Source organism: Streptomyces sp. NPDC001634 (genome assembly GCF_040298185.1).
Lineage (GTDB): Bacteria > Actinomycetota > Actinomycetes > Streptomycetales > Streptomycetaceae > Streptomyces.
Window position 1 is genome coordinate 116,343 of sequence record NZ_JBEOZU010000017.1, and the last position, 25,243, is coordinate 141,585.

Annotated in this window: 24 protein-coding genes; 7 read left to right on the plus strand and 17 right to left on the minus strand. The window is 71.0% G+C overall.

Annotation, left to right across the window (positions count from 1 at the left end; genetic code table 11):
* Nucleotides 1-73 precede the first annotated feature (73 nt).
* Nucleotides 74-1,267: a winged helix DNA-binding domain-containing protein gene (locus tag ABT186_RS13925; RefSeq protein ID WP_351234996.1), complete on the minus strand. Its 1,194-nt coding sequence runs from the start codon at nt 1,265-1,267 to the stop codon at nt 74-76.
* A 154-nt stretch (nt 1,268-1,421) separates the two neighbouring features.
* Here ABT186_RS13925 and ABT186_RS13930 point away from each other — a divergent pair, with 154 nt between their 5' ends.
* Nucleotides 1,422-1,940 carry a hypothetical protein gene (locus ABT186_RS13930; RefSeq protein WP_351925182.1) on the plus strand — a complete coding sequence of 173 codons (519 nt, stop codon included), beginning with the start codon at nt 1,422-1,424 and terminating at the stop codon, nt 1,938-1,940.
* A 216-nt stretch (nt 1,941-2,156) separates the two neighbouring features.
* Here the strand turns inward: ABT186_RS13930 and ABT186_RS13935 are convergent, their stop codons facing one another.
* Nucleotides 2,157-2,909, minus strand: coding sequence for an alpha/beta hydrolase (locus tag ABT186_RS13935; RefSeq protein ID WP_351234992.1), 753 nt, complete (start codon nt 2,907-2,909; stop codon nt 2,157-2,159).
* Between the two features lie 254 nt (nt 2,910-3,163).
* Between ABT186_RS13935 and ABT186_RS13940 the strand changes: the two genes are divergently transcribed.
* A complete protein-coding gene (locus tag ABT186_RS13940; protein ID WP_351234990.1) occupies nt 3,164-3,436 on the plus strand; it encodes a hypothetical protein in 273 nt (90 codons plus the stop codon).
* Nucleotides 3,437-3,449: 13 nt separating this feature from the next.
* On the opposite strand, the gene pspAB is transcribed toward ABT186_RS13940, so the two are convergent.
* From pspAB to glnA, 3 genes are all read right to left on the minus strand, one after another.
* Nucleotides 3,450-4,034, minus strand: coding sequence for a PspA-associated protein PspAB (gene pspAB / locus ABT186_RS13945; RefSeq protein ID WP_351925184.1), 585 nt, complete (start codon nt 4,032-4,034; stop codon nt 3,450-3,452).
* A 6-nt stretch (nt 4,035-4,040) separates the two neighbouring features.
* Nucleotides 4,041-4,964 (minus strand): zinc metalloprotease HtpX, encoded by a 924-nt coding sequence (htpX, locus tag ABT186_RS13950; protein ID WP_351234986.1) that lies wholly within the window; start codon nt 4,962-4,964, stop codon nt 4,041-4,043.
* A 239-nt stretch (nt 4,965-5,203) separates the two neighbouring features.
* The gene (gene glnA, locus ABT186_RS13955) at nt 5,204-6,613 is read right to left on the minus strand and encodes a type I glutamate--ammonia ligase (protein ID WP_351237604.1); all 1,410 of its coding nucleotides are present in this window, start codon (nt 6,611-6,613) and stop codon (nt 5,204-5,206) included.
* Between the two features lie 197 nt (nt 6,614-6,810).
* Between glnA and ABT186_RS13960 the strand changes: the two genes are divergently transcribed.
* The gene (locus ABT186_RS13960) at nt 6,811-7,278 is read left to right on the plus strand and encodes an RDD family protein (RefSeq protein ID WP_351237606.1); all 468 of its coding nucleotides are present in this window, start codon (nt 6,811-6,813) and stop codon (nt 7,276-7,278) included.
* Nucleotides 7,279-7,483: 205 nt separating this feature from the next.
* Here the strand turns inward: ABT186_RS13960 and ABT186_RS13965 are convergent, their stop codons facing one another.
* From ABT186_RS13965 to lipB, 4 genes are all read right to left on the minus strand, one after another.
* Nucleotides 7,484-8,185 carry a DUF4191 domain-containing protein gene (locus ABT186_RS13965; protein WP_351237608.1) on the minus strand — a complete coding sequence of 234 codons (702 nt, stop codon included), beginning with the start codon at nt 8,183-8,185 and terminating at the stop codon, nt 7,484-7,486.
* Between the two features lie 127 nt (nt 8,186-8,312).
* Entirely contained in the window at nt 8,313-8,510 is a 198-nt protein-coding gene (locus ABT186_RS13970) for an SCO2195 family GlnR-regulated protein (protein WP_351237610.1), read from the minus strand.
* Between the two features lie 277 nt (nt 8,511-8,787).
* Entirely contained in the window at nt 8,788-9,753 is a 966-nt protein-coding gene (gene lipA, locus ABT186_RS13975; RefSeq protein WP_351237612.1) for a lipoyl synthase, read from the minus strand.
* A 437-nt stretch (nt 9,754-10,190) separates the two neighbouring features.
* Entirely contained in the window at nt 10,191-10,988 is a 798-nt protein-coding gene (gene lipB / locus ABT186_RS13980; protein WP_351235221.1) for a lipoyl(octanoyl) transferase LipB, read from the minus strand.
* A gap of 232 nt (nt 10,989-11,220) precedes the next feature.
* Between lipB and ABT186_RS13985 the strand changes: the two genes are divergently transcribed.
* Complete coding sequence (locus ABT186_RS13985) at nt 11,221-12,657, plus strand: NsdA family TPR-like regulatory protein (protein ID WP_351235219.1); 1,437 nt, start codon at nt 11,221-11,223, stop codon at nt 12,655-12,657.
* 25 nt (nt 12,658-12,682) lie between these two features.
* Here the strand turns inward: ABT186_RS13985 and ABT186_RS13990 are convergent, their stop codons facing one another.
* On the minus strand, nt 12,683-14,116 hold the full coding sequence (locus ABT186_RS13990; protein ID WP_351925186.1) for an NAD(P)/FAD-dependent oxidoreductase: 1,434 nt from the start codon (nt 14,114-14,116) through the stop codon (nt 12,683-12,685).
* A gap of 221 nt (nt 14,117-14,337) precedes the next feature.
* Nucleotides 14,338-15,240, minus strand: a complete 903-nt coding sequence (locus tag ABT186_RS13995) for a TIGR01777 family oxidoreductase (protein ID WP_351235215.1) — start codon at nt 15,238-15,240, stop codon at nt 14,338-14,340.
* Between the two features lie 95 nt (nt 15,241-15,335).
* On the opposite strand from ABT186_RS13995, the gene ABT186_RS14000 reads away from it, so the two are divergent.
* Nucleotides 15,336-15,824, plus strand: coding sequence for a GNAT family N-acetyltransferase (locus ABT186_RS14000; RefSeq protein WP_351925188.1), 489 nt, complete (start codon nt 15,336-15,338; stop codon nt 15,822-15,824).
* Nucleotides 15,825-15,882: 58 nt separating this feature from the next.
* On the opposite strand, the gene ABT186_RS14005 is transcribed toward ABT186_RS14000, so the two are convergent.
* Entirely contained in the window at nt 15,883-17,067 is a 1,185-nt protein-coding gene (locus tag ABT186_RS14005) for a MarP family serine protease (protein WP_351925190.1), read from the minus strand.
* Nucleotides 17,068-17,373: 306 nt separating this feature from the next.
* Here ABT186_RS14005 and ABT186_RS14010 point away from each other — a divergent pair, with 306 nt between their 5' ends.
* Together ABT186_RS14010 and ABT186_RS14015 are read left to right on the plus strand one after the other, a co-directional pair.
* Nucleotides 17,374-18,069 carry a peptidoglycan recognition protein family protein gene (locus ABT186_RS14010; protein WP_351235225.1) on the plus strand — a complete coding sequence of 232 codons (696 nt, stop codon included), beginning with the start codon at nt 17,374-17,376 and terminating at the stop codon, nt 18,067-18,069.
* A gap of 126 nt (nt 18,070-18,195) precedes the next feature.
* Nucleotides 18,196-18,453, plus strand: coding sequence for a hypothetical protein (locus ABT186_RS14015; RefSeq protein ID WP_351925192.1), 258 nt, complete (start codon nt 18,196-18,198; stop codon nt 18,451-18,453).
* A gap of 34 nt (nt 18,454-18,487) precedes the next feature.
* Here the strand turns inward: ABT186_RS14015 and ABT186_RS14020 are convergent, their stop codons facing one another.
* The 5 genes from ABT186_RS14020 to sucB form a co-directional block, all read right to left on the minus strand.
* The gene (locus ABT186_RS14020; protein ID WP_351235223.1) at nt 18,488-19,006 is read right to left on the minus strand and encodes a DUF4240 domain-containing protein; all 519 of its coding nucleotides are present in this window, start codon (nt 19,004-19,006) and stop codon (nt 18,488-18,490) included.
* A gap of 56 nt (nt 19,007-19,062) precedes the next feature.
* The gene (locus ABT186_RS14025; protein ID WP_351235207.1) at nt 19,063-20,046 is read right to left on the minus strand and encodes a helix-turn-helix transcriptional regulator; all 984 of its coding nucleotides are present in this window, start codon (nt 20,044-20,046) and stop codon (nt 19,063-19,065) included.
* Between the two features lie 115 nt (nt 20,047-20,161).
* Nucleotides 20,162-22,903, minus strand: a complete 2,742-nt coding sequence (aceE, locus tag ABT186_RS14030) for a pyruvate dehydrogenase (acetyl-transferring), homodimeric type (RefSeq protein ID WP_351235206.1) — start codon at nt 22,901-22,903, stop codon at nt 20,162-20,164.
* 306 nt (nt 22,904-23,209) lie between these two features.
* Nucleotides 23,210-23,833 carry a GntR family transcriptional regulator gene (locus ABT186_RS14035; RefSeq protein WP_351235204.1) on the minus strand — a complete coding sequence of 208 codons (624 nt, stop codon included), beginning with the start codon at nt 23,831-23,833 and terminating at the stop codon, nt 23,210-23,212.
* A gap of 301 nt (nt 23,834-24,134) precedes the next feature.
* A partial coding sequence (gene sucB / locus ABT186_RS14040) for a 2-oxoglutarate dehydrogenase, E2 component, dihydrolipoamide succinyltransferase (protein ID WP_351925194.1) occupies nt 24,135-25,243 on the minus strand: 1,109 nt, incomplete at its 5' end.

Here is a 25,243-nt window from a genome sequence, read left to right on the forward strand (position 1 = left end):
CGTTCTCGAGCTCCCCCACTCGCGACTTCGCTCGAGCGGGGGGACCCTCATGACGCGCTGGTCATACCCCTGCTCAGCCGGACAGCTCCCGCTCCAATGGTGTCCGGAAGCGTGGTGTCACCCGGGTGCCGGCCAGCCACGACCCCAGCCGCGCTGCCTCCGTCTCGATCGCCGCTCGCTCCTCGCTGCCCAACCCCTCCGTCTCCAGCAGACGCCACAGCACCTCGCCGTCCGGCCGCTGGGCCCAGCCCCCTACCACCCGGCCGTTCCACCACACCGTCGGGCCCACGTTGCCGCTGCCGTCGAACAGGGCCGGGCGCAGTTCCGGAGCGAGGTACCAGTCCCGTTCCTGCCAGCCCATCGCCGTGGGGTCCAGGCCCGGGAGCAGGGCCGCCCAGGGTTCGGCCGGGGCGCCGACCGGTTCCTCGTCGCCGGCCGTCACATACGCCGTCACCCCGCCGTCGAGCGTCACCGGAACCGCTCCGATCGCCTTCAGCGCCCGGCGCACGTCCGTGACCTTCCAGCCCGTCCACCACTTGAGGTCCGCCTCCGTGGCCGGGCCGCAGGCCGTGAGCCACCGGCCGAGCAGTTCCGGCTGGGCCTCGGTGGGCGGGAGTTCGGGGTGGGGCGGGGCGACCGCCCAGCGGAACTGCGACGACGTCCACGCACCCAGCGGGCGCCCGCGCACCACCCGGCCCTCGACACCCAGCACCCGCATCAGCCGTGACGACACGGTGTGCAGGGCCTCGTAGCTCTTGCCCGCGCCGTATGTGAACTGCTCCTTCAACCGCGGTTCGTCCCGCGTGAGTTCGTTGACCGTCGCCTGCCCGCGCCGGGCCAGCGCGGCGAGCGCCGACGCCTCCACTTCCGTGAGCCATTCCTCCGTCAGGCGGCCGTCGCTCCCGGTCACCATGTCCTTGACCAGCCCGGCGCGTGCCTTCGCCGCGTTCGCGAGACCCGTGGACGCATGCACCGCGGCCGCCAGCCCGGTCGGGAACACGAACACCGTGTGCCGCATGCCGTGCATCCGCACGAGCGTCCGGTCCTCGTACAGGGCCCGCTCCACCTCCGCCACCGTCCTGCCCGCGTCCGTGAGCCGCGCGCCGACGGCCAGGTACACCGTGGCCGGATCCGTTCCGTGCAGCGCGACCAGCGATCCGGCGACCTCCTCGGGCGTGGTCACCCGTGCCTCAGGGGCCAGCCGCTGCCGCAGCGCGAGCCTGGCCCGCCGCTCGGCCGCCCCGATGTGCCGCTGCTGCCCGCCCACTCCGCCTCCATGGACTCCGGTCCCTTCCGGACGGCGCCCATCCTTCCGGAAGCCCGTCCCAGGCACCGCCCATCACCCGAAGCGCCGTATCCGAGATGCGGGCGCGCCTTGTCCCGGCCTTCACTGAAGTCATCAGGGGAAGGCGGGAGAAACGATGGCCCGACACGGCATACGGGACACGGCGTGGGGCCTCGCGGTCGTCATCGCGGCGGCTTTCGTGCTCAGCGGCTGTTCCGGCAAAGGCAGTCCCTCGACCACGGCGTCCAAGGCCGCGTCGGCCGCGGAGTCGCTCGCTTCTCAGGGCTCCTCCGCCGCGGCGTCCCTCGCCTCTGAGGCGTCGTCGGCGCTGGCCTCCGCGACCTCCGAGGCGGCCCACAAACTGGACGAGATCAAAGGCGGTGTGAACGCCAAGGGCGACGCCCGGCTCGGCACGGTGTCCACCGAGGCCGACGGGCGGAAGTCCGTGCAGGTCACGGTCTCCAACTCGACCTCGCAGTCCCGGTCGTACGCCGTCCAGGTCGATTTCCGCGACCACAGCGGCAAGCTCCTCGATGTGGCCCTCGTGACGGTGGACGACGTCGCCGCGGGTGCATCGAAGAACGCCACGGCGCTCAGCCACCGCAAGCTCTCCGGAGTCGTCGCTGCGGACGCCGTTCGCGTGGTGCGGTATTGATGCCGGTGGCCGGCATCCGTGGCACCACGCTGTGCGCGCCGGGGTCGGGTCCACGGCCCAGGGGTCCGCGTGGACCGGGTTCACGGCCGGGTCCCGCTCATTCGCGGCCGGTGTCATAACAGGGATCCGAGCACGGCGGTCGCGGCCGGTGCCCGTACGTCCACTACCAGGCCGTGCGCCCGGCACGTGTGTCACCCACGTCCCGGGACAGCACAGCTACGCGGCCGGGGGAGCCGTCGTCACCGAGGGCCCGTGGGTGAGGACGGTGTCCACGAACCGGCCGCGGTCCTCGGCGTTGTCGCGGAACCACAGGCCCAGCCGGTGCTCCGCGCCGGGCACGTCGAACCGGGTGAACGTGGCGTTCGCCGTGAGCGCCACAGCCACCGCCTCGGTCACCTCCGGCGGGATCACGGCGTCGGTACCGGGCACCGCGAGGACGGCCCGGCCCTCGTACGTCCGCAGCACCTCCAACGCGGGTGCCGAACGCCAGCTCCCCGGCGTACGAAGGATCTCGGTGAACCTGCCCGCGCCGTCACCGAATGGAACCGGCCATGCCTCGGCCGCGTAGACCGCGGGCGCGCACAGGCCGATGGCCACCACGCGCCGTCCGTAGTGCCGGGCGAGGTCCGCGACCGTCTGTCCGCTCATGCTGAAGCCGACGAGGATCAGCGGGCCGTGGGCCGGCGTCCGCGCGTCGATCACGGCGACCGCCTGTTCGAAGCGGCGCCGCAGGCTCAGTTCGGCCAGGCGGCCGGTGCTGCCGCCGTGCCCGGAGAAGTCGAAGGCGAGACCACGGCAGCCACGCGCGACGAAGTCCTCCAGCAGCGGAACCAGCCGCTCGGCGCAGCCGTTTCCGGCCCCGTGCAGCACGACGGCGGTGGCCGCGTCCGGGCCGCCGCCGTCGTCGCCGTACACCCCGCTGAGTCGTTCGCGCTCGTGATCGTGCGCGAAGGAGAAGAGTCGGCTCATGGCCCACATTCACTCATGGCCCGTATTCGCTCATGGCACCGGGTAACTCAGGCGCGGGAAAAGGAGATGCACGCCCCGTGACCACCTCCCTACGCTGGAGACGCGTTCCGGAGCCGCCCACCACCGGTTTCCGCCGGACCGGCACCAGCCGGTGGACTCGGGGCTACTCTCTACGCACCGACGGCGGCCGCCACCCCCAGCACCCCGTCGGACCCTCTGGCACAACCACTCACCCACGCCCACGGAGGCCCGTCATGGGCACCATTGTCATTGCCGGAACCGTCGTTCTTTTCGTTTTAGGGTTCAACAACCACGCCTGGTGGCTCGCCGCCGTCGCCCTGGTCTTCCTGTACGTGCAGTACGGACGGGGGTCGTCCTCGGCGTCCGGCCCGGGAGCCGCCCCGGGATCGGCCGCCACCTACCAGCAGTACCGCGAGCGCCGTGACCAGCAGGCCAAGTGGGAGCGCCGCTACCGCCGCGAGCGCCCCTTCGAGGCCCGCCGTCAGGAGCGGGAGAAGAAGGGCTGACCGGCCGCCGGTTCTACAGACCGGGCGCGCCCCAGATCGGGAACCAGCGGCCGAGGTCCTGCTCGATGCGCAGATCGCCCGCGAGAGCCGCCTTGATCTGCAGCTCCAGCGCGTTGTCGCGCCGCTCACCCTGCCCGGTGAGCGGCGCGAACGGATAGAAGGTGCCGCGCTTGTACAGATAGACCAGGCCGAGGCGCCGCCCGCGCTCGTCCTGGAAGCCGGCCACCGAGCACAGCAACTGCGGTCCGAAGCCATTGACCTCCATCGCGCTGTTCACCGCGTGCAGATCGTTGACCAGCGCGGACAGCTGGTCGGGCGTACGCCGCGACACCAGCCAGGAGTAGCCGTAGTCGTCCTGCTGCAGTTCGACGGGCGGTCCGCTGCGGTCGATGTCCGCGTCGAGGAGCGCCTGGACCTCGCGGTTCGTCTGGGTGAAGGCGCCGCCCTCGACCGTGGCGAAGCAGACCGCGCCGTTCCCGGTCGGGGTGAAACCGGCGGCGGCCTCGAGCGTGACCGCCGCCGACGGCAGGGCGAAGAGCTGGTCGAGGTCGGGCGCCACCGGCTTCGTACGCCCCAGCAGAATGTCCAGGAAACCCATCTATGCTCAGCCCGCCTTTCCCGGCGCCGCCGCCTCACCCAGCTCCGCGGAGATACGGGCGAGCTGCTCGAGCCGCTGCTCCAGGCTCGGGTGGGTGGAGAAGTAGCGGGAGATGCCCGGCTCGGCACCGAACGCGGGGGTGAAGTAGAAGGCGTTGAACGCCTGTGCCGTCCGCAGGTCCTTCGTCGGGATGCGGGCGATGTCCCCGGTGAGCTTGGTGAGCGCTGACGCCAGTGCTGAGGGCCGCCCGGTGAGATGGGCGGCGGCACGGTCGGCGGCCAGCTCGCGGTACCGGGACAGGGCCCGGATCAGCAGGAAGCTGATCGCATAGACGAGCGCCGAGATCCCCATGACGGCGCCGAAGACGGCGATGGTGTTCTGGTCCTTGCGGCCCCGCCCGCCGAAGAGCTCCGAGTAGAACGCGAACCGGACGACCAGCCCGGCGATCACCCCGAGGAACGACGCCACGGTGATCACGGCGACGTCCTTGTGCGCCACGTGCGACAGCTCGTGCGCCAGCACGCCCTCCAGCTCGTCGGGCTCCAGCCGCCGCAGCAGCCCGGTGGTCACGCACACCACGGCGTGGTCCGGGTTGCGTCCGGTCGCGAACGCGTTCGGCATGTCCATCTCGGAGACGGCGACGAGCGGCTTGGGCATGTCGGCCACGGCACACAGCCGGTCGACCACCCCGTGCAGCTGCGGATACTCCTCCCGCTCCACGATCCGCCCGTGCATCGCGTACAGCGCGATCCGGTCCGAGAACCAGTACTGCGCACCGAGCGCCGCCGCCGCGATCACGACGACCAGCACCCAGGACTTCAGCAGCACGATCAACGCGGCGACGAACGCCACGTACAGCAATCCGAGCAGAAACAGCGTGACCGTCATCCGTGCGGTCAGTCGCCGATCACTCCGGAACCGGCTCTGCATCCTGCATCACCCCGCAGTACCCAGCAGTAAGGCACTCGTCCCACCCCCATTGTGCGCCCTTCAACCCCCATGAACCGGTTCCGAACGACCCCATGGCAGGCAAAGAGTCCCTGTGAACGGGTGACCGTCCCCCTGTCCGGCCCACACAACGCGACGGAGCCCCGTCCCCGCCGGAAGGCGGGGACGGGGCTCCGTACGAGAGCTGTACGAGAGCTACCGGAGCTACCGTAGCGGCCGGATCACACGTCGAAGTAGAGCTCGAACTCGTGCGGGTGCGGACGCAGCTGCAGCGGGGCGATCTCGTTCGTACGCTTGAAGTCGATCCACGTCTCGATCAGGTCGGCGGTGAAGACGTCGCCCTGGAGGAGGAACTCGTGGTCGCGCTCGAGCGAGTCGAGGACGGCCGGGAGGGAGGTCGGGACCTGCGGGACGTTCGCGTGCTCCTCGGGAGCCAGCTCGTACAGGTCCTTGTCGATCGGCTCGGCCGGCTCGATCTTGTTCTTGATGCCGTCCAGGCCCGCGAGCAGCAGGGCCGAGAAGGCGAGGTACGGGTTGCCGGAGGAGTCCGGGGCGCGGAACTCGACGCGCTTGGCCTTCGGGTTCGAACCCGTGATCGGGATACGCATGGCCGCGGAGCGGTTGCGCTGCGAGTACACCAGGTTGACCGGCGCCTCGAAGCCCGGCACCAGACGGTGGTACGAGTTCACGGTCGGGTTGGTGAAGGCCAGCAGCGACGGGGCGTGCTTGAGGATGCCGCCGATGTAGTAGCGGGCGGTGTCCGACAGGCCCGCGTAACCGGCCTCGTCGTAGAACAGCGGGTCGCCGTTGTTCCACAGGGACTGGTGGACGTGCATGCCCGAGCCGTTGTCACCGAAGATCGGCTTCGGCATGAAGGTCGCGGTCTTGCCGTTGCGCCAGGCGACGTTCTTCACGATGTACTTGAACAGCTGCAGGTCGTCGGCAGCCGCGAGCAGCGTGTTGAACTTGTAGTTGATCTCGGCCTGGCCGGCGGTGCCGACCTCGTGGTGCTGGCGCTCGACCTTCAGGCCGGCCTTCTCCAGCTCCAGGGAGATCTCGGCGCGCAGGTCGGCGAAGTGGTCGACCGGCGGGACCGGGAAGTAGCCGCCCTTGTAGCGGACCTTGTAACCACGGTTGTCCTCGAGGGCGCCGGTGTTCCAGGCGCCGGCCTCGGAATCGATGTGGTAGAAGGACTCGTTGGCGCTGGTGGCGAAGCGCACGCTGTCGAAGACGTAGAACTCGGCCTCGGGACCGAAGTACGCGGTGTCGGCGATCCCGGTGGAGGCCAGGTAGGCCTCGGCCTTCTTCGCCACGTTGCGCGGGTCACGGCTGTACTGCTCGCCGGTGATCGGGTCGTGGATGAAGAAGTTGATGTTCAGCGTCTTGTCACGGCGGAAGGGGTCGACCCGGGAGGTCGACAGGTCCGCGCGCAGCGCCATGTCGGACTCGTGAATGGCCTGGAAACCACGGATCGACGATCCGTCGAAGGCCAGCTGCTCGTCCGGGTCGAACGCCTCGACAGGCACCGTGAAGTGCTGCATCACGCCCGGCAGGTCGCAGAAGCGGACGTCGATGAACTTGACGTCCTCGTCCGCGATGAACTTCTTGGCCTCGTCGGCGTTCTGGAACATCCAGCTCCTCCTACTCCCGACCGTCCGCGCCGGGGTGGTAGTTCTTTGTGCGGCCAGTGCGGTGGCACACGCTGTAGCCGACCTTAGGGACGCGGGATTTCTCAGGCGTGACCCATTTGTTTCTCCCAGGTTAACCGGAGCGTGCCTCCGTGACCCCGCCTCCATGCGGTCCAAAAGGGGCGCAGTACCGTGGTCGGGTGGACAACAGGCAAGCAATCGGATCGTGGCTCTCCGGTCCCCGCGCGGCCATGGAAGAAGCCGGAGCGGACCTCGGATACCGGGGGGAGCAGCTCGGCCTCCCCCAGGAGGGTCCGGGCTCGATCGCCCGCCCCGGCCGCCGCCTCGGCGCCCTGGCCGTCGACTGGGGCCTGTGCCTCTTGATCGCATACGGCCTCATCACCGACGGCTACAACCAGGCGACGGGAAACTGGGCCCTGCTCATCTTCTTCGTGCTGGGCATCCTGACGGTGGGCACGGTCGGCTCCACCCCGGGCAAGCGCCTCTTCGGCCTCCGCGTGGTGTCGGTGGACACGGGCCGTGTCGCCCCCCTGCGCACGCTCATCCGCACGGTCCTGCTGTGCCTGGCGATCCCGCCCCTGATCTGGGACCGGGACGGCAGGGGCCTGCACGACCGGGTGGCGAAGACGGTCGAGGTCAGGATCTGAGGGTTTCGGCACCCGAGGGTTTCGGCGCCTCTTGGACGGGCGGGGGTGGCAGCGCCCCGACAGGGGCGCGGGGCTGTGACATCAGGAGGCTCCGCCGCGTGGGCGCGACCAGCCCCCCACCGAGCCGCAGGTGGCAACAACGCTGATGGGCCGTCCCCCAAAACCAGGAGGTTTTGGGGGACGGCCCATCAGGAAGTCATTCGGCCTACCGGGCCTTCGGCCCACCCTTCGGCATCCGCATCCCCTTCGGCAGCGGCCCCTTCGGCAACGGCATGTTGCTCATCAGGTCCCCCAACGCCCGCAGCCGGTCGTTCGTAGCGGTCACCTGGGGACCAGTAAGCACCCGCGGGTACTTCAGCATCGTCGTACGCAGCTTCTTCAGCTCGACCTGGCCCTCGCCCGTGCCGATGACCACGTCATGCACCGGGACGTCCGCGACGATGCGGGCCATCTTCTTCTTCTCGGCGGCCAGCAGGCTCTTCACCCGGTTCGGGTTGCCCTCGGCGACCAGCACGATGCCGGCCTTGCCGACCGCGCGGTGCACCACGTCCTGGCTGCGGTTCATCGCGACCGCCGGGGTGGTGGTCCAGCCACGGCCGATGTTGTCCAGGACCGCTGCGGCGGCGCCCGGCTGGCCTTCCATCTGTCCGAAGGCGGCGCGCTCGGCCCGGCGTCCGAAGACGATCGCCATCGCGAGGAAGGCGAGCAGAAGGCCGAGGATGCCGAGATAGATGGGGTGACCGATCAAGAAACCGATCGCGAGGAAGACACCGAAGGTGATGATGCCGACAGCCGCGAGTACAAGACCGATCTTCGAGTCGGCCTTGCGGGTCATCTTGTAGGTAAGGGCGATCTGCTTCAGTCGCCCGGCATTCGCAGCGTCCGCTGCAGTTTCCTTCCTCGCCATGCCACGAAGTCTACGTGGCCCGGGAAGTGGCGACGACGGCAGTGCCGGATGGGGGAGCGGTGGGGACGCTCCGGCGGGGGGAGTGCGAGCGGTGGCGCGGTGACGCGGTGACGCGGTGATGCGATGACTACGAGCGCGACGCGGCGGCGTCGAGCACGCGCTGTGCCTCGACCCGGTCCTTGGCGCGGCGGCGGTCCTCCAGGACGGAGGTCCAGGCGTTCTGGCGGGCGGTGCGCTGACCGCCGCTCATGAGCAGCGATTCGATGGCACGGAGTGCATCGGTGAACGACGGGATCGCGGTGGCGCGAACGGGCGCGGCCTGCATGGTGGAGGTCCCCCCTCGGATCGGCGGCTCTGGGTCAGGGCTGTACGTGCGGTAAGACCAGGGTCACTGTTTGGTGTTACCAGGGCGTGACTGACCGGTCAAACGCCAATGAAACCTTGATACGCAGCCCCAAAAGCCTGACGCGGCCCTGATGTACCCCCCTAGCTGCGGGGACGGTCAGGACCGCGTCAATCGGCCACTACCGGGCGGTAGTCACTTGTGTGCGGATTCACACGTGGGAACTGGCACCGGGTGCCACTCCCTGGGTGACGACGGGTCAGACGGCCTGCGAGGCGATGTACTCGCCACGCTTCTCCACGGCCATCTGGTAGAGGCGCCCGGCGCGGTACGAGGAACGCACCAGCGGGCCGGACATGACGCCGGAGAAGCCGATCTGCTCGGCCTCCTCCTTCAGCTCCACGAACTCCTGCGGCTTGACCCAGCGCTCCACGGGGTGGTGGCGGACGCTCGGGCGCAGGTACTGCGTGATGGTGACCAGCTCGCAGCCGGCCTCGTGCAGCTGCCGGAGTGCGTCGCTGACCTCCTCGCGGGTCTCGCCCATGCCGAGGATGAGGTTCGACTTCGTCACCAGACCGAAGTCGCGGGCCGCGGTGATGACCTTGAGGGAGCGCTCGTAACGGAAACCGGGGCGGATGCGCTTGAAGATCCGCGGGACCGTCTCGACGTTGTGCGCGAAGACCTCGGGCCGGGAGGAGAAGACCTCTTCGAGCTGCTCGGGGACCGCGTTGAAGTCGGGGGCCAGGAGCTCGACCTTGGTGTGCCCGCCCTCGCGGCCGGCGGTCTGCTGGTGGATCTGCCGTACGGTCTCGGCGTACAGCCAGGCGCCGCCGTCCTCGAGGTCGTCACGGGCGACACCGGTGATGGTGGCGTAGTTGAGGTCCATGGTGACCACGGACTCGCCGACGCGGCGGGGCTCGTCGCGGTCGAGTGCCTCGGGCTTGCCGGTGTCGATCTGGCAGAAGTCGCAGCGCCGGGTGCACTGGTCGCCGCCGATGAGGAAGGTGGCCTCGCGGTCCTCCCAGCACTCGTAGATGTTCGGGCAGCCGGCCTCCTGGCAGACCGTGTGCAGGCCCTCGCTCTTCACGAGGTTCTGCATCTTCGTGTACTCGGGACCCATTTTCGCCCGGGTCTTGATCCACTCGGGCTTGCGCTCGATGGGGGTCTGGCTGTTGCGGACCTCCAGGCGCAGCAACTTGCGTCCGTCGGGTGCGACTGCGGACACGTCGGCTCCCTGTAGCTTCGATTCTTCGGCGTACACAAGGGTACGCCCGTGATTATCGGCCCCCGTGTCGAGGCCAACCTGGGGGACCCGGGGGGCATTCCCCTCCCGGGGCGAGCCGGGGGTTGTTCTCGCCCCCGCCGCCCCTGCCCGTCCCGTCCGTGGGGGCTGCCGCCCCCAGCCCCCCGCCTCGGCCTGAACGGCCTCGTCCTCGAACTCCCCCAAGCTCTCGACTTCGCTCGAGCAGGGGGACCCCCACGACAGGCTGCAAAATCAGCCCCTCCGGCGTTTGAGGAGCGGGGGTCCGGGGGCCGCCCCCGGACCCGGTCCGGGGCGGAACCCGGGCAGGAGGGCAGGGGGCCGAGCCCCTGGCGGGGTCGAAGGGGCGGAGCCCCTGGAGGACGGGAAGGGCAGGGGCGGCGGGGGCGGAAATCCTGCCGTCACGCCGACGCGCGCTGCACTTCCCGCGGCTTCAGCTCAGCGTTCTCCAGGACGTCCTGCAGATACCGTTCCGCCACCGGCAGCACCTCCTCGATCGTCACGTCCCGTCCCAGCTCGTTGGCCAGGGACGTGACGCCCGCGTCCCGGATCCCGCACGGGATGATCCGGTCGAACCACGCGTTGTCCGGGTTCACGTTCAGTGCGAAGCCGTGCATCGTGACGCCCTTGGCGACACGGATGCCGATCGCCGCGATCTTGCGGTCCTCGCGCCGCTGCCCCGCGTTGGACGGCGCGTACTCCGGGCCGTTCAGCCGCGGATCGAACTCCTCGTCCTGGAGGCGCGGGTCGAAGTCCAGGGACAGGCCGCCGAGGGAGGGGCGCTGCTCGACCGGGTCCCCGAGGACCCAGACGCCGCTGCGGCCCTCGACCCGGGTCGTCTCCAGGCCGAACTCCGCGCAGGTGTGGATCAGGGCCTCTTCGAGGCGGCGCACGTGGGCGACGACGTCGACCGGGCGCGGGAGCTTCTGGATCGGGTAGCCCACCAGCTGGCCCGGGCCGTGCCAGGTGATCTTGCCGCCCCGGTCCACGTCGATCACCGGCGTGCCGTCCAGGGGCCGCTCGTCGTCCGCCGTGCGCCGGCCCGCCGTGTAGACCGGCGGGTGCTCAAGCAGCAGGCAGGTGTCCGGGATCTCGTCCGCGAAGCGGGCGGCGTGCACCCGGCGCTGCTCGTCCCATGCCTCCTGGTACTCGACGGCCTGCGCCCCGAACCCCATACGGACGAACCGCAACTCACTCACGGCAAGCGCCTCCCTAGAAGCTTCGTAAGGCGCGAAAGGCGCCCACGCCACTGTACGTCCAGCCGGTCGGCGGGTGTCGTCCGGTCGCTCCCGTCAGCCCGACCGACCAATCCTCACACGATCGGATGAATGGGGGGCGAAGTGTGCGATCGGGCGCTCACTCTCAGCTACATTCGCGCCGTTCACAAGGCCATAATGGCTGCTCACAGGCGATACGGAGACCGCACCGCAGATGACGGAACGACCCGCGCAGCGCACCCCCAACCGACAGCTCGCCGCGCTCATCGCAGAAGCGGGGTTCTCCAACGCAGGTCTCGCCCGTCGCGTCGACCAGCTGGGCCTCGAACACGGGCTCGACCTGAGATACGACAAGACATCCGTGACCAGATGGCTGCGCGGACAGCAGCCGCGCGGCACCACGCCCGCGCTCATCGCCGAGGTGTTCACACGGCGCCTCGGACGCCGGCTCACCGCGCAGGATCTCGGGCTCGACGCCTGCGCTCCCGTGTACGCGGGCCTGGAGTTCGCCGCCACCCCGGAGGAGGCCATCGACATCGTCAGCGGTCTGTGGCGCAAGGACTCCGGCAGCCATGCCGAGCTGCGCAAGATCGCGTTCACCCCGGCCGGGCTGGTCGTGCCCAGCCGCGACTGGCTGATCGGCCGGGCCGATGACAAGGTGACCCGCGGTGAGCCGGTCCCCCGCATCCCCGCCCAGGGCCGCCCGGTCCTCCCCCGGCAGCGCAGCCAGTCCGAGCGCGGCCCCGGCCAGAAGGTCAGCGGAGGCGACATCGCCGCGCTCCGCTCGGTCGGCGAGCTCTTCCGCGCCCTCGACCACGCCTACGGCGGCGGCCACGCCCGCCAGGCGCTGGTGCGCTACCTGGAGCACGAGGCCGAGCCGATGCTCCGCGGCACCTACGGCGAGCAGACGGGCCGCCGCCTGTTTGCGGCGGCCGCCGATCTGACCCGGCTCGCGGGCTGGACGTCGTACGACATCGGCGCGCACGGCCTCGCCCAGCGCTACTTCGTCCAGGCGCTGCGCCTCGCGCAGGCGGCCGGGGACCGGATGTACGGGGCGTATGTGCTGGTCACCATGAGCCGGCAGGCCGTCTACCTCGGCCACGGGCGGGAGGCCGTACAGCTCACGCGCGTGGCGCAGCAGGGCGTCGGCACCTCGGCGCCGCCGGTCGTCCAGGCGCTGCTGCACGCCGTCGAGGCGCGCGGCCACGGCGTGCTCGGCGAGGTCCGGGCCTGCACGGCCTCGCTCGTACGGGCCGAGCGCGCCCTGGAGTCCGCCCGTCCGGGCGACGAAGTCCCCTACTGGGGGCGGTTCTTCGACGAGGCGCAGCTCGCCGACGAGTTCGGGCACTGCCACCGGGACCTGCAGCAGTACCGGGCCGCGGTCCAGCACGCCGAGCGCTCGCTGCAGCTGCGGGCGCCCGGCTACGCCCGCAGCCGGCTGTTCTGCCGGGTTGTGCTGGCCTCGGCGCGGCTCGGCCTCGGCGAGCTGGACCAGGCCTGCCAGTTGGGGGCCGAGGCCGCCGGGCAGGCGTCGGAGATGCGGTCGGTGCGGGCGGTCGAGTACGTACGGGACTTCGAGCGCCGGCTGGAGCCGTACAAGGACGCGGCGCCGGTGCGCGGGTACCGCGACAAGGTCGCCGCGCTGCAGTGAGCGCCGAGGCGGCTGCGGTTGAGCCTCAGGCGGCCGTGGGCAGCGGGTCCGCGATGTGCATCGGACCCGCGCCCAGGTCCGCCAGGACGGCCGTCGCGGCCCGGTGCCCGGAGTGCAGTGCGCCCTGGACCGTGCTGGTGTCCCGGTGGTCGCCGCACACATACAGCCCGGCCAGCAGCCGCACCGGCTTGCGCAGGTCGTACGGCGGCCGCATCGCCGGCACGGCCCGCGCGGTGTGGTGCACGGCGAGCGTCTCCCAGCGCGCGGTCGAGGTGCCGTACAGGCGGGCCAGATGAGCCCGTACGGCACCGTCGATGTCGGCCGGGGGTGCGCCGAGAACCGTCGAGGAGACCAGGGCGCGGCCCGCGGGCGCGCGTGACGGGTCCACCTGGCTGACGACCGCCGTATGCGCCACCGGGCCGCGGCGGTCCGCGTCGAGCAGCAGCGACGCACCGGTCGACGGAGGCTCGTCCGTGGTGTGGTGGACGACCGTGACGGGGTGGAAGTCCGGCACGCGCAGACCGGGCAGCAGTTCGGCTGCGGCATGCGCGTCGGTGGCCAACAGGACGGCCGCGCAACGGAATTCACCGTGCTCGGCGGTGGTCACCGAGGTCGTGGAGACCGACGTGGCGCGGACCCCGGTGTGCACGGTGCCCGGTGGCAGCGCCCGCGCCAGAAGCTCCGGCAGGACCTCCGCCCCGCCCTCCGGCAGGCACAGCCGGCCGCTCGCGAAGGCGCGCAGCGCGAGGTCGGCACAGCGGCTCGATGTGGTCAGCTCCGGGTCGCACAGCAGCGCGGCGAGCAGCGGACGCACAAAGCCGTCGATCGTACGGGCGGGGAGCCCCCGGGCCAGGAGGGCGTGCCCTGCGGGCAACTCGGGCCGGGCCAGCAGCCGTTCCACGGGTGTGGCCGCGATCCGGGCGAGCGCGGCACCGAGGCGGGCCTGGTCCACGGTACTGCCGAGCGGGGCACCGGACCGGGGTCCGGCCGAGCGCGGTCCGGCAGCCCTCGGCCGGGCGATACGCGGTCCGGTCGGCCGCGTCCCCGGCGTTCCGTTCCCCGTTCGGGGCGCGGAAGTTGCGCGGGGTGCACTCGCCAAGGCGCGTACGGCGTTGAGTGCGCCGCGTGCGCCCCCTGCGCCCCCTCCTGCCGGGGGTGCACCCGCGCGATGGTGGCGCCCTTCGCTGTGCACCAGGACGCCCGGCGCGAAGGGCTGCAGGACGAGCCCGTCGAGCCCCTGGGTCAGGCGCAGTTCGGGATACGACGTCGACAGGAGCTGACCGATCCGATCGAGCCGGAAGCCGTCGATCTTCTCGGTCGACATGCGGCCGCCGACGCAATGGGCGGCCTCCAGGACCACGGTCGTTACTCCTGCGCTGGTCAGCCGGTGGGCCGCCGCGAGGCCGGCGACTCCGGCCCCCACGATGACGACGTCCGCCTGATACACGGGCTCTAGCACGTGCCCCTCCTCGAGGTTGTGCGGCCGGTGGAGACGTCATGCCCCCAACAGGCGTGAGGAATACCCGAGTTCGGATCGAGCGTAGGTCCGTGAACGGTCAAGTGAAGTCGCGCATGAACAGAGCACGGTCGCACGGCGGTCGCATATGGTCGAACGTGGTAATCCCGCGCTGCCATTGCGCCTCGCGACAACCGCCGGAGCGCCGCCCGCAGCGCCTCCTGCTACTGCCGGAGCGCCGCCCGCAGCGCCTCCTCGATCCCCGGGAACGCGAACGAGAACCCGGACTCCAGCAGCCTCGTCGGCAGCACCCGTGCACTGCCGAGCACATCCCCGGCCATCTCCCCGAGCGCGAGCCGAAGCACCGGCGCGGGCACGGAGAAGAGCGTCGGCCGGTTCAGCACGCGTCCCATCGCCGCCGTGATCTCACGGTTGGTCAGCGGCTGCGGCGCCGTCACATTGAACGGCCCGGACAGCCCCTCCGTGTCGATGAGATGGCGGATCGCCGCCACCTCGTCGTGCAGCGAGACGAACGACCAGTACTGGCGGCCGTCGCCCATCTGCCCGCCCAGACCCGCCCGGAAGAGCGGGAACAGCCGCCCCCAGGCCCCGCCCCCGCGGGCCACCACCAGCCCGGTCCGCACGAACACCGTCCGCACGCCCGCCTCCTGGGCGGCGGCCGCGGCCTCCTCCCACTCCACGCACATCGAGGGCAGGAAGCCGTCCCCGGGCGGCGACTTCTCGTCGACCTCCCGGTCCCCGGTCTCGCCGTAGTAGCCGATCGCACTGCCGCTGACGAAGACGCGCGGCGGTCCGGGCAGCGAGGCGACGGCCTCCGCGAGCGCCGCCGTGCCGAGTACCCGGCTGTCGCGCAGCGTCTTCTTGTACTCGTCCGTCCAGCGGTGGTCGCCGACTCCGGCCCCGGCCAGGTTCACCACGGCATCGCACCCCACCAGCCCGGCCGCGTCGACGTACTGCCCCTCGGGATCCCAGCAGACCTCGTTCTCGCTCCGGGCCGCACGGCGTACCAGGCGCACCACCTCGTGCCCGTCCGCGGTCAACGACCGCACCAGGGCGCTGCCGATGAGACCGGACGCACCGGCCACGGCGATTCGGGATCGTTCCATGCGCCCATCCTGCACGCTGCGCCCCCGCCCGACCCGCCGGGCGGCGCCGGAATTCACCGGACGAATCGTCGTAGGCCCGCCGTACAGTGATCCTCATGCCGGTTCCGTACATACGCCACGCCACGCTCGACGACGAGGAGACGCTCGGACGGCTCGACCGCGCCACCTGGTCTCCGCTGCACTCCGTCCAGCCCCGCCCCCAGCCGCCGTACAAGCCCTTCTACGACGAGCGCTTCGGGCCGCGGGACCATCTCGTCGCCGAACTCGGCGGCGCCGTCGTGGGCTACATCCGGCTGGGTTTCCCGACGTCGCTGGAGTGCAACTCCCACGTTCGTCAGATCCAGGGGCTCGCCGTCGCCGAGGAGGTGCGCGGCGCCGGGGTCGGCCGGGCGCTGCTGCGGGCCGTGCAGGACGAGGCCCGGCGGCGCAGGGCGCGACGCCTCACCCTGCGCGTCCTCGGGCACAACACCCCGGCCAGGAAGCTGTACGAGTCCGAGGGATTCGTGGTGGAGGGGATACTGCCCGAGGAGTTCCTGATCGAGGGCGAGTACGTCGACGACGTGCTCATGGGAAGGTCCCTCTGAGCCCCGCACGACTTTTCCCGACGCCCGTACGAGCCTCTGTCGCGCTCACGATGTGATGTCACGATGTGATGAGGTCGCCCGTGTCCACCGCCGCCGTGGCGTGCGCCGCGCGCTGTGCGTCGCCCGCGACCTCGTCCGCCGTCAGCACGTACCCCGTCTCGTGGTCCGAGGTGGAGCGGGCGAAGACCACGCCGTAGACCTCGCCGCCGGTGGTCAGCAGCGGGCCGCCGGAGTTGCCGGGCAGGACGGTCGAGCGCACCGAGTAGATCTCCCGGGTGACGGTGTCCGAGTTGTAGATGTTCTGGCCCGTCGCATTGATCCGGTTCGCGACCGTGGCGGCCCGCAACGTCAGGTCACCGTCCTGCGGATAGCCCGCGACCACGGCCGCGTCGCCGCGCTTGGCGCTGTCGTCGAAGCGCAGCACGGGCGCGCGCAGATCGGGCACGTACAGCACGGCCACGTCCCGGTCGGGGTCGAACAGCACCACCCGCGCCGCGTACGAGGGTCCGACGCCGCCGATCCGTACGGTCGGGTTGTCGATGCCCGCCACCACGTGGGCGTTGGTCATCACATGCCGCGCCGCGTACACGAAGCCGCTGCCCTCACGGCCCTGGGTGCCCGAGGCGCCCTCGATCTTCACCGTGCTGAGCTTGGCGGCGTTCGTCGCACTCGCCGTGACGTTGTCCCCGGAGGGCTTGGCGACCCCGGCCGTGGGTTCGTTCTCGAACGGGTTGAAGACCTGCGGGAAGCCCGCCTGGGTGAGCGCGGACGTGGCGCGCGAGAACCAGGTCGGGGTGGTGTCCGGCATCGCGTTCTGCACGGCGCCCAGCAGCTTCGAATCCCGTATCCCCTCGGTGAGCAGCGGGGACGACGAGGCGCCCAGGACGCTCGCGGCCACCCACGCCACGATCAGCACGGCCACCGTGTTGGCCGCGGCCCCGCCGATCCCGTCGGCCACCCTCAGCGGCCCGCGGTCCAGCTCGCGCCGCAGCTTCAGCGCCAGGCGCCCCGCCAGCTCGTGCCCCGCCACGGCCGGCACCAGCACCGTGACCACCGCGGTCAGTGTCGCCGCCGTCGTGCCCCGTGTCACCAGGTCCATCACCCACGGCAGGATCCACACGCCGACGACGGCGCCGCCCACGAAGCCGGCCAGTGAGACGCAGCCGGCCACCAGACCACGCCGGTAGCCGGATGCCGCGTAGGCAAGGATCACCAGCATCAACAGGATGTCGAGCAGGTCCACGGAGCCGCCTTTCTCTTGGACCCCCTAGTACGCGCCGCGGGAGTCCAGTGATCAGCCACGCGCGCGTTGCGCAGGGAAATCGGTCACGCGTGCGTCGACCCGTAAAAACGTCCCGGACCGGGACAGTGGTTCCGCCAGGTGGCACACCACACATCGCGGGTACGGCGGAACGGACGGAGAGTGGGTCCCATGCGTGATCTCCGACGAGCGCTGGGGCCCCGGAAAAGACGTGCGTCAAGGACTCACGGCGCCGGCCTGCTGCTGCTCGGCTGTCTGCCCGGGGTCGCCGCCGTCCTCGCGCTGGTGATGTGCGCCCGCGGCGTCGAGCGCCCGGTGGTGATCCGGACCCCGCGGCCGGCCGGGGCCCGGTCCTCCCTCCTGCACCCTGCGCCCAAGCCGCACATCCTGCCGAGGTCGGTCTGGGCGAAGGCGGACGGGGGCACCCAGGAGCAGCCGCCGCCGCGCTACGACGACAAGGTGGTCGCGGTCTTCGTGCACCACACCGACTCGCCCAACAACTACGAGTGCTCCGACGCGCCCCGCATCATCCGGGCCCTGTACGCGGGCCAGATCGGCAACCGCCGGTGGGACGACATCGGTTACAACTTCCTCGTCGACCGCTGCGGAACGATCTACGAGGGCCGCGCGGGCGGCATGGACCGTCCTGTCACGGGCGCCCACACCCAGGGCTTCAACCACCGCACCTCGGGCATCGCGGCCATCGGCACCTTCACGGAGGGCGTGCCCGTGCCCAAGGCGATGACCGACGCGATCGCCGCCGTGGCCGCATGGAAGCTGGGCCTCGCGGACATCGACCCGCGCAGCAGGGTCCGGCTCGTCTCCAGCAACGGTCTGAGCCGGTACAAGGAGGGCACCACCGCCCTGCTGCCCGCCCTCGCGGGCCACAGGGACGGCTATATGACGAGCTGCCCCGGAGCGGCCCTCAGCGCCCTCCTCCCGGCGATCAGGGAGAAGGCGGCACATCTGCAGGGCAGGCGGTAAGTCGCGCTGTGCGCGGCTCGGTTCGCCTCCGGAACGCGATCCACAGGAACGCCACAGGCCGTACGCAGAGTCCTCAGATCCCCGCGCCCTACGGTTCGGGACACAAGCCGACTGGAGGTGGGGATCATGAGCAGCAGCAGTCGTACGGAGACCAAGCGGACGAGCGCCTGGACCGAGGCCGTGCGCAACCCCTGGACGGTGGTCTGCGCGCTCGCGACGGTCGTCCTCGGTCCGGCAGCGGTCACGGCGTCCGCCCTCGACCAGGCCAACAGGGCGCCGATGTACCACGCGGCGAAGCCCGGCCATGCGCCGGAACACCTCGTGGGCTACGGCCAGGCGCAGGCCTACCTGCCCTCGGACCCCACCCGCCGGCGCACGGCGTGAGCGGCGGGGCCGGCCGCTGTACGGGAGCCCGGCCTCAGTCCTTGAAACGGTCCCAGAGCCTGGGGTAGCGCTGGACGAGTGCCGACTCGCTCTCCAGATCGAACGGCGTCCCCTCCGGCTCGGAGGCCGCGGGCGGGATGCCCAGGTCGGGCGCCACGGTACCGGTGAGCTCCTCGTAGGCCTCGTCCGCCGCGTAGCCGAGTTCCTCGCCGTCCCCGTCGATCTCCTCGTCGAATTCCTCCAGGAGGTCGGCGAGCGAGTCGGGGTCGTGCAGGGCGCCCTCGAAGACCTCCCGGCCCTGGCCGATCAGCCAGCACCGGAAGAAGTCGAACGCGTCGTCGCTCGCCCCGTCGAGCAGCACCCAGGCGGCACCCCACAGGTCCCAGCGGTACGCGCGGTTGTACCGGGACTCGAAGTGCCGGGCGAAGTCCAGGACCGAGTCCGGGTCCAGCCGCAGCAGCCGTTCGACGAGCTGGTCGGCCTGCTCGTCGGGGTCGCCCGCGGCGGCCTCGCGGCTCGCGTCCATCAGCTCCCAGAACTCCGTCTCGTCCATCACGGGACCAGCATCGGCCCTGAGCGGGTGGGGCGCACGCGGAGTGCCGCGGTTCGTCATGGGCCGTAGAGCCCGGCGAGCCGTATCGCGTCGCTTGCGAAACGTGCGCGCAGCGTCGGGGGTGACAGCACCTCGACCTCCGGTCCCAGTGCCGTGAGTTGTGTGTGCGCGACCTCCTCGGACTCCACCGGCAGGGTCACCCTCACCCACCCGTGCTCGTCGGGGGCGTCCGCCGTCCGCAGCGCCTCCCGGGCGGACGCGGGATCGACGGCGTACGACAGTCTGCGCGCGCCCTCCTCCGACAGCCGCACCACGACCTCGGCCCGCAGGATGGACCGCGCGAACTGGGCGGCCCGCTCCTCCCAGAACGCGGGCAGATCGAACGCCTCGTCCCGCGCGAACCGCTCCCTGCCCGCGTCCACGGCCGTGAAACGGTCGATGCGGTACACCCGGAAGGAGCCGGCGGAGCCCTGCCCCGCCACCCGCGCGCACAGGTACCAGACGCCCGCCTTGAGCACGAGCCCGTACGGCTCCAGCTCCCGCTCCGCCTCGGCGTCCCCGCGGCGGTAGCGCGCCGAGATCCGCCGGTCGTCCCAGACGGCGTCCGCGACCGCCGGCAGCAGCTCGGGCGTCCCGGGCTCGCTGAACCAGTTCGGCGCGTCCAGGTGGAAGCGCTGCGCCGCCGTACGGGAGGCGTCCCGCAGGGAGGGCAGCAGCGCCGCGGACACCTTCAGACGGGCCGCGGAGGCCGCGTCCGCCAGCCCCATCTCGCGCAGCGCGCCCGGCACACCACTGAGGAACAGCGCCTCGGCCTCGCTGCGCGCGAGCCCGGTCAGCCGCGTGCGGTACCCGCCCACGAGCCGGTAGCCACCGGCCCGCCCGCGGTCGGCGTACACCGGAACCCCCGCCTCCGACAGCGCCTGCGCATCCCGGGTGACGGTCCGCTCGGACACCTCCAGCTCCTGGGCCAGCTCGGCGGCGGTCATGGAGGGCCGGGACTGGAGCAGCAGCACCATTTTGATCAGGCGGGCGGCACGCATGGGTTCATGATGCCGGGTGCCGCTGATCCGATGGCTCGTTCGCCTACGGGGGCGCCTCTCTCGCGACAGCGAAGGGGTACGGCAGACGCCGTACCCCTTCGCTCGAACCCGGCCCTTACAGGCCGTACTTGTCCCGCGCCTCCTTCACGGCGGTGGCCTTCACCTCGCCGCGCCGGGCGAGCTGGGCCAGCGCCGCGACGACGATCGACTCGGCGTCCACGCCGAAGTGGCGGCGGGCCGCCTCACGGGTGTCGGAGAGGCCGAAGCCGTCGGCACCCAGCGAGGAGTAGTCCTGTTCGACCCACTGCGCGATCTGGTCCGGGACCTGGCGCATGTAGTCGGAGACCGCCAGCACCGGGCCCTCGGCGCCCTGGAGCGCCTGACGGACGTAGGGGACACGCTCCTCGCCGCGCAGGAGTGCCGCGTCGGCCTCCAGCGCGTCGCGCCGCAGCTCGGTCCAGGAGGTCGCCGACCAGACGTCCGCGGCGACGCCCCACTCCTCCGCGAGGAGCTTCTGTGCCGTCAGCGCCCAGTGGATCGCCGTGCCGGAGCCCAGCAGCTGGATACGCGGGGCGATGGGGGTACCTCCCTGCTCGAGCGAAGCCGAGAGCTCGGGGGACACCGGGGACAGGCCTGCCGACTCCGCCGTGTTGAGGCGGTACAGGCCCTTGACGATGCCCTCGTCGATGCCGAGGCCCGCCGGCTTCGCGGGCTGCGGCAGTGGCTCGTTGTAGACGGTGAGGTAATAGAAGACGTTCTGGTCCTCGCCGGGCAGAGCCTCGCCGTACATACGGCGCAGACCGTCCCTCACGATGACCGCGATCTCGTACGCGAAGGCCGGGTCGTACGTCAGCGCGGCCGGGTTCGTGGCCGCGATCACCGGCGAGTGACCGTCGGCGTGCTGCAGGCCCTCACCGGTCAGCGTCGTACGGCCGGCCGTGGCGCCCACCAGGAAGCCGCGGCCGAGCTGGTCGCCGAGCTGCCACATCTGGTCGGCCGTGCGCTGCCAGCCGAACATCGAGTAGAAGATGTAGAAGGGGATCATCGCCTCGCCGTGCGTCGCGTACGCGGTCGACGCGGCGATGAAGTCGGCCATCGAACCGGCCTCGGTGATCCCCTCATTGAGGATCTGGCCGTTCTTGGCCTCCTTGTAGTACATCAGCTGGTCGCGGTCGACCGGCTCGTACGTCTGGCCCTTGGGCGAGTAGATGCCGAGGGACGGGAAGAGGCTCTCCATACCGAAGGTGCGCGCCTCGTCCGGGACGATCGGCACCCAGCGCCTGCCGGTCTCCTTGTCACGGACCAGGTCCTTGATCAGGCGCACGAAGGCCATCGTGGTCGCCACGTTCTGCGAACCGGAGCCCTTGTCGAAGGAGGCGAAGGCCTTCTCGGCGGGCGCGGGCAGCGGGGCCAGGGGGTGGACACGCCGGGCCGGGGCCGGACCGCCGAGGGCCGCGCGGCGCTCCTGGAGGTAACGGACCTCGGGGGAGTCGGCGCCCGGATGGCCGTAGGGCACCACACCGTCGACGAACCGGCTGTCCGGAATGGGCAGTTCGAGAAGATCGCGCATCGTCTTGAACTCGTCCACCGTCAGCTTCTTCATCTGGTGGTTGGCGTTCTTCGATGCAAAGCCCTCGCCGAGCGTGAAGCCCTTGACCGTCTGGGCCAGGATGACCGTCGGCGCGCCCTTGTGCTCCAGGGCCGCCTTGTACGCGGCGTACACCTTGCGCGCCTCGTGGCCACCGCGCGAGAGGTGGAAGCACTCGAGGATCTTGTCGTCGCTCAGCAGCTTCGCCATCTCGGCGAGCGCCGGGTCCTTGCCGAAGAAGTCCTCGCGGATGTAGGCGGCGTCGCGGGTCTGGTACGTCTGGACCTGCGCGTCCGGGACCTCACGGAGACGGCGTACGAGCGCACCCGTCGTGTCGAGCGCGAACAGCTCGTCCCAGGCCGTGCCCCACAGCGTCTTGACGACGTTCCAGCCGGCACCGCGGAACTGGGCCTCCAGCTCCTGCACGATCTTGAAGTTGGCGCGCACCGGGCCGTCGAGGCGCTGCAGGTTGCAGTTGATGACGAAGGTGAGGTTGTCGAGACCCTCACGGGAGGCAAGCGCCAGGGCCGCCGTCGACTCGGGCTCGTCCATCTCGCCGTCGCCCAGGAACGCCCACACGTGGGAGGCGGAGACGTCCTTGATACCGCGGTTGGTGAGGTAGCGGTTGAAGCGCGCCTGGTAGATGGCGGAGAGCGGGCCCAGACCCATGGAGACGGTCGGGAACTCCCACAGCCAGGGAAGGCGGCGCGGGTGCGGGTACGAGGGCAGGCCGTTGCCGCCGGCCTCCTGGCGGAAGTTGTCCAGGTGGGTCTCGTTCAGACGGCCGTCGAGGAAGGCGCGGGCGTAGATGCCGGGGGAGGCGTGGCCCTGGATGTACAGCTGGTCGCCGGAGCCGTCGCCCTCCTTGCCCTTGAAGAAGTGGTTGAAGCCGGTCTCGTACAGCCATGCTGCGGAGGCGAAGGTGGCGATGTGGCCGCCGACGCCATGTTTCGAGCCGCGGGTCACCATGGCGGCCGCGTTCCAGCGGTTCCACGCCGTGATCCGGGCCTCCATCGCCTCGTCACCGGGCACGGCCGGTTCGGCGGCGGTGGGGATGGTGTTGACGTAGTCGGTCTCGAGAAGCTTGGGCAGCGCGATGCCGGTGCCCTCGGCGCGCTCCAGCGTGCGGCGCATCAGGTACGCCGCGCGGTGCGGCCCGGCCGCCTTGGCGACGGCGTCCAGGGAGGCCTGCCATTCGGCGGTCTCCTCGGGGTCGCGGTCCGGGAGCTGGTCGAGCTCGCTCGGCTGGATGGCGTTGGGGTCGGTCATGTCGCCGCCTTCCTCAGTCGAAGGGGGTTCCCTCGTCGGTAAGGGTTCGGGGATGCCCTTGGTCTTTGGCAGGACAGGGCTCGGGCTTCGGTGCAGTGTCGATGTGCGACTCCGTCGCCTGGCCCGTCGGCGACTGTAACTCCCTGATCGATGATCGATCAAAGGGGTGAGGGGCAAAACCTCTTGATTACGAGAAAGTCGGCACCCGGTGCCTCCGGCGGTGGCACCGGGTGACGCTTCCCTTCGAGGGTTTGCGCAGGTGGGGGGTGCGTTTGAGCGGGCGTACGCTCTCCTGCGACCAGCGGCTCAGGCGCGCGGTGCGCAGCCGAGCACATGGGCCTTCACCAGGTCCGCGATCCTCGGGTCCCGGCGCTTGAACGCCTCCACCAGCTCCTCGTGCTCCTCCGCGTAGGACTGCTGGACCGTGCCCAGCCAACGGATCGAAAGGGCCGTGAACACCTCGATGCCCAGGCCCTCCCAGGTGTGCAGCAGCACCGAGTTGCCGGCCGCCCGCACCAGCTCCCGGTGGAACGCCACCGTGTGGCGCACCTGTGCCGTACCGTCCGACTTGTGGTCCGCCTCGTAGAGGGCGGCCACGTGCGGCTCCAGCGCCGAGCAGTCCTCCGCCAGCCGCTCCGCCGCCAGCTCTGCCGCGATGGCCTCCAGACCGGCTCGGACCGGGTAGCTCTCCTCCAGGTCGGCCGCCGTCAGATTCCGCACCCGTACGCCCTTGTTCGGCGCCGACTCGATCAGCCGCAGCGACTCCAGCTCCCGCAGCGCCTCCCGGACCGGCGTCTGGCTGACCTCCAGTTCCGTGGCGATCCGCCGCTCCACGATCCGCTCGCCCGGCTTCCAGCGCCCGCTGACGATTCCCTCCACGATGTGCTCGCGGATCTGTTCGCGCAGCGAGTGGACGACGGGCGCGGTCATGAGGGCTCCTTAGCGAGGGCTTTGACGTTTAGACAATACGGCCGGTTCGCTCCGCGGGGAGGGCGCGCGGGGGTGCTTTCGTGCAGGTGAGACGAGGCTTACACGCTGCCCTCCGGCCCCAGTGGCTCGGTCCGCTCTGCCGTGGCGCGGTTGCGGGCCGAGTCCGGCTGGTCGCGCAGCTCCTCGCGCCCCTTGGGGGGCGGCCGCCCCCGGGCGGCAGCCCCACGCCTGACCGAAACGCGCGGCGCCCCGCCCGGAGAAGCTCCGGACGGGGCGCCGTACGTACTGCCTGATCAGGGGATCAGAGGCCGAGCTCGACCTCGAACTCGCCCGCCTCCAGGATCGCCTTGACCGCGGTCAGGTAGCGGGCCGCGTCGGCGCCGTCCACCAGACGGTGGTCGTACGACAGCGTCAGGTACGTCATGTCGCGGACGCCGATGACCGTACCCTCCTCCGTCTCGATGACGGCAGGGCGCTTGACGGTGGCGCCGATGCCGAGGATCGCGACCTGGCCCGGCGGCACGATGATCGTGTCGAAGAGCGCACCGCGCGAACCGGTGTTGCTGATGGTGAAGGTCGCACCGGCCAGCTCGTCCGGCGTGATCTTGTTGCCGCGGACCTTGGACGCCAGGTCGGCGGTGGCCTTGGCGATACCGGCGAGGTTGAGGTCACCGGCGTTCTTGATGACCGGGGTCATCAGGCCCTTCTCGGAGTCCACGGCGATGCCGATGTTCTCCGTGTCGAAGTACGTGATGGTGCCCTCGGCCTCGTTGATCCGGGCGTTGATGACCGGGTGGGCCTTCAACGCCTGGGCCGCCGCCTTCACGAAGAACGGCATCGGGGAGAGCTTGACGCCCTCGCGGGCCGCGAACGAGTCCTTCGCCCGGGCGCGCAGCTTCATCAGCCGGGTGACGTCGACCTCGACGACCGAGGACAGCTGGGCCTGCTCGTGCAGGGCCTTGACCATGTTGTCGCCGATGACCTTGCGGATCCGCGGCATCTTGATGGTCTGGCCACGCAGCGGGGAGACCTCCAGGACCGGGGCCTTCTTCGCGGCGGCCGGAGCGGCGGCGGCCGGAGCCGGAGCAGCTGCGGCGGCCTTCGCGGCCTCGGCGGCGGCGATGACGTCCTGCTTGCGGATGCGGCCGCCGACGCCGGTGCCCTTGACCGTGGACAGGTCGACACCGTTCTCCGCGGCGAGCTTGCGCACCAGCGGGGTCACATACGCGCCCTCGTCGGTCGGCTGGGCGGCGGCCGGAGCGGCCGGAGCGGCCGGAGCCGGGGTGACCGGGGCGGGCGCGGCAGGCGCGGGCGCCGGAGCCGGAGCCGGAGCCGGGGCAGCGGCGACCGGGGCGGGAGCCGGGGCAGCAGGCGCCGGGGCCGGGGCGGGAGCCGGCGCGGGCGCCGGAG

Excerpts from the sequence above, each read along its gene's own strand:
- ABT186_RS13940 (WP_351234990.1), top strand. The coding sequence starts at position 3,164 with ATGGGCACCATTGTCATTGCCGGAACCGTCGTTCTTTTCGTTTTAGGG.
- aceE (WP_351235206.1), bottom strand. The coding sequence starts at position 22,903 with ATGACCGACCCCAACGCCATCCAGCCGAGCGAGCTCGACCAGCTCCCG.
- ABT186_RS14015 (WP_351925192.1), top strand. The coding sequence starts at position 18,196 with ATGAGCAGCAGCAGTCGTACGGAGACCAAGCGGACGAGCGCCTGGACC.
- ABT186_RS13970 (WP_351237610.1), bottom strand. The coding sequence starts at position 8,510 with ATGCAGGCCGCGCCCGTTCGCGCCACCGCGATCCCGTCGTTCACCGAT.
- glnA (WP_351237604.1), bottom strand. The coding sequence starts at position 6,613 with ATGTTCCAGAACGCCGACGAGGCCAAGAAGTTCATCGCGGACGAGGAC.
- ABT186_RS14020 (WP_351235223.1), bottom strand. The coding sequence starts at position 19,006 with ATGGACGAGACGGAGTTCTGGGAGCTGATGGACGCGAGCCGCGAGGCC.
- htpX (WP_351234986.1), bottom strand. The coding sequence starts at position 4,964 with ATGCAGAGCCGGTTCCGGAGTGATCGGCGACTGACCGCACGGATGACG.
- ABT186_RS14025 (WP_351235207.1), bottom strand. The coding sequence starts at position 20,046 with ATGCGTGCCGCCCGCCTGATCAAAATGGTGCTGCTGCTCCAGTCCCGG.
- pspAB (WP_351925184.1), bottom strand. The coding sequence starts at position 4,034 with ATGGGTTTCCTGGACATTCTGCTGGGGCGTACGAAGCCGGTGGCGCCC.
- ABT186_RS14000 (WP_351925188.1), top strand. The coding sequence starts at position 15,336 with ATGCCGGTTCCGTACATACGCCACGCCACGCTCGACGACGAGGAGACG.
- ABT186_RS13995 (WP_351235215.1), bottom strand. The coding sequence starts at position 15,240 with ATGGAACGATCCCGAATCGCCGTGGCCGGTGCGTCCGGTCTCATCGGC.
- ABT186_RS14010 (WP_351235225.1), top strand. The coding sequence starts at position 17,374 with ATGTGCGCCCGCGGCGTCGAGCGCCCGGTGGTGATCCGGACCCCGCGG.
- ABT186_RS13985 (WP_351235219.1), top strand. The coding sequence starts at position 11,221 with ATGACGGAACGACCCGCGCAGCGCACCCCCAACCGACAGCTCGCCGCG.
- ABT186_RS13965 (WP_351237608.1), bottom strand. The coding sequence starts at position 8,185 with ATGGCGAGGAAGGAAACTGCAGCGGACGCTGCGAATGCCGGGCGACTG.
- ABT186_RS13935 (WP_351234992.1), bottom strand. The coding sequence starts at position 2,909 with ATGAGCCGACTCTTCTCCTTCGCGCACGATCACGAGCGCGAACGACTC.
- ABT186_RS13930 (WP_351925182.1), top strand. The coding sequence starts at position 1,422 with ATGGCCCGACACGGCATACGGGACACGGCGTGGGGCCTCGCGGTCGTC.
- ABT186_RS14035 (WP_351235204.1), bottom strand. The coding sequence starts at position 23,833 with ATGACCGCGCCCGTCGTCCACTCGCTGCGCGAACAGATCCGCGAGCAC.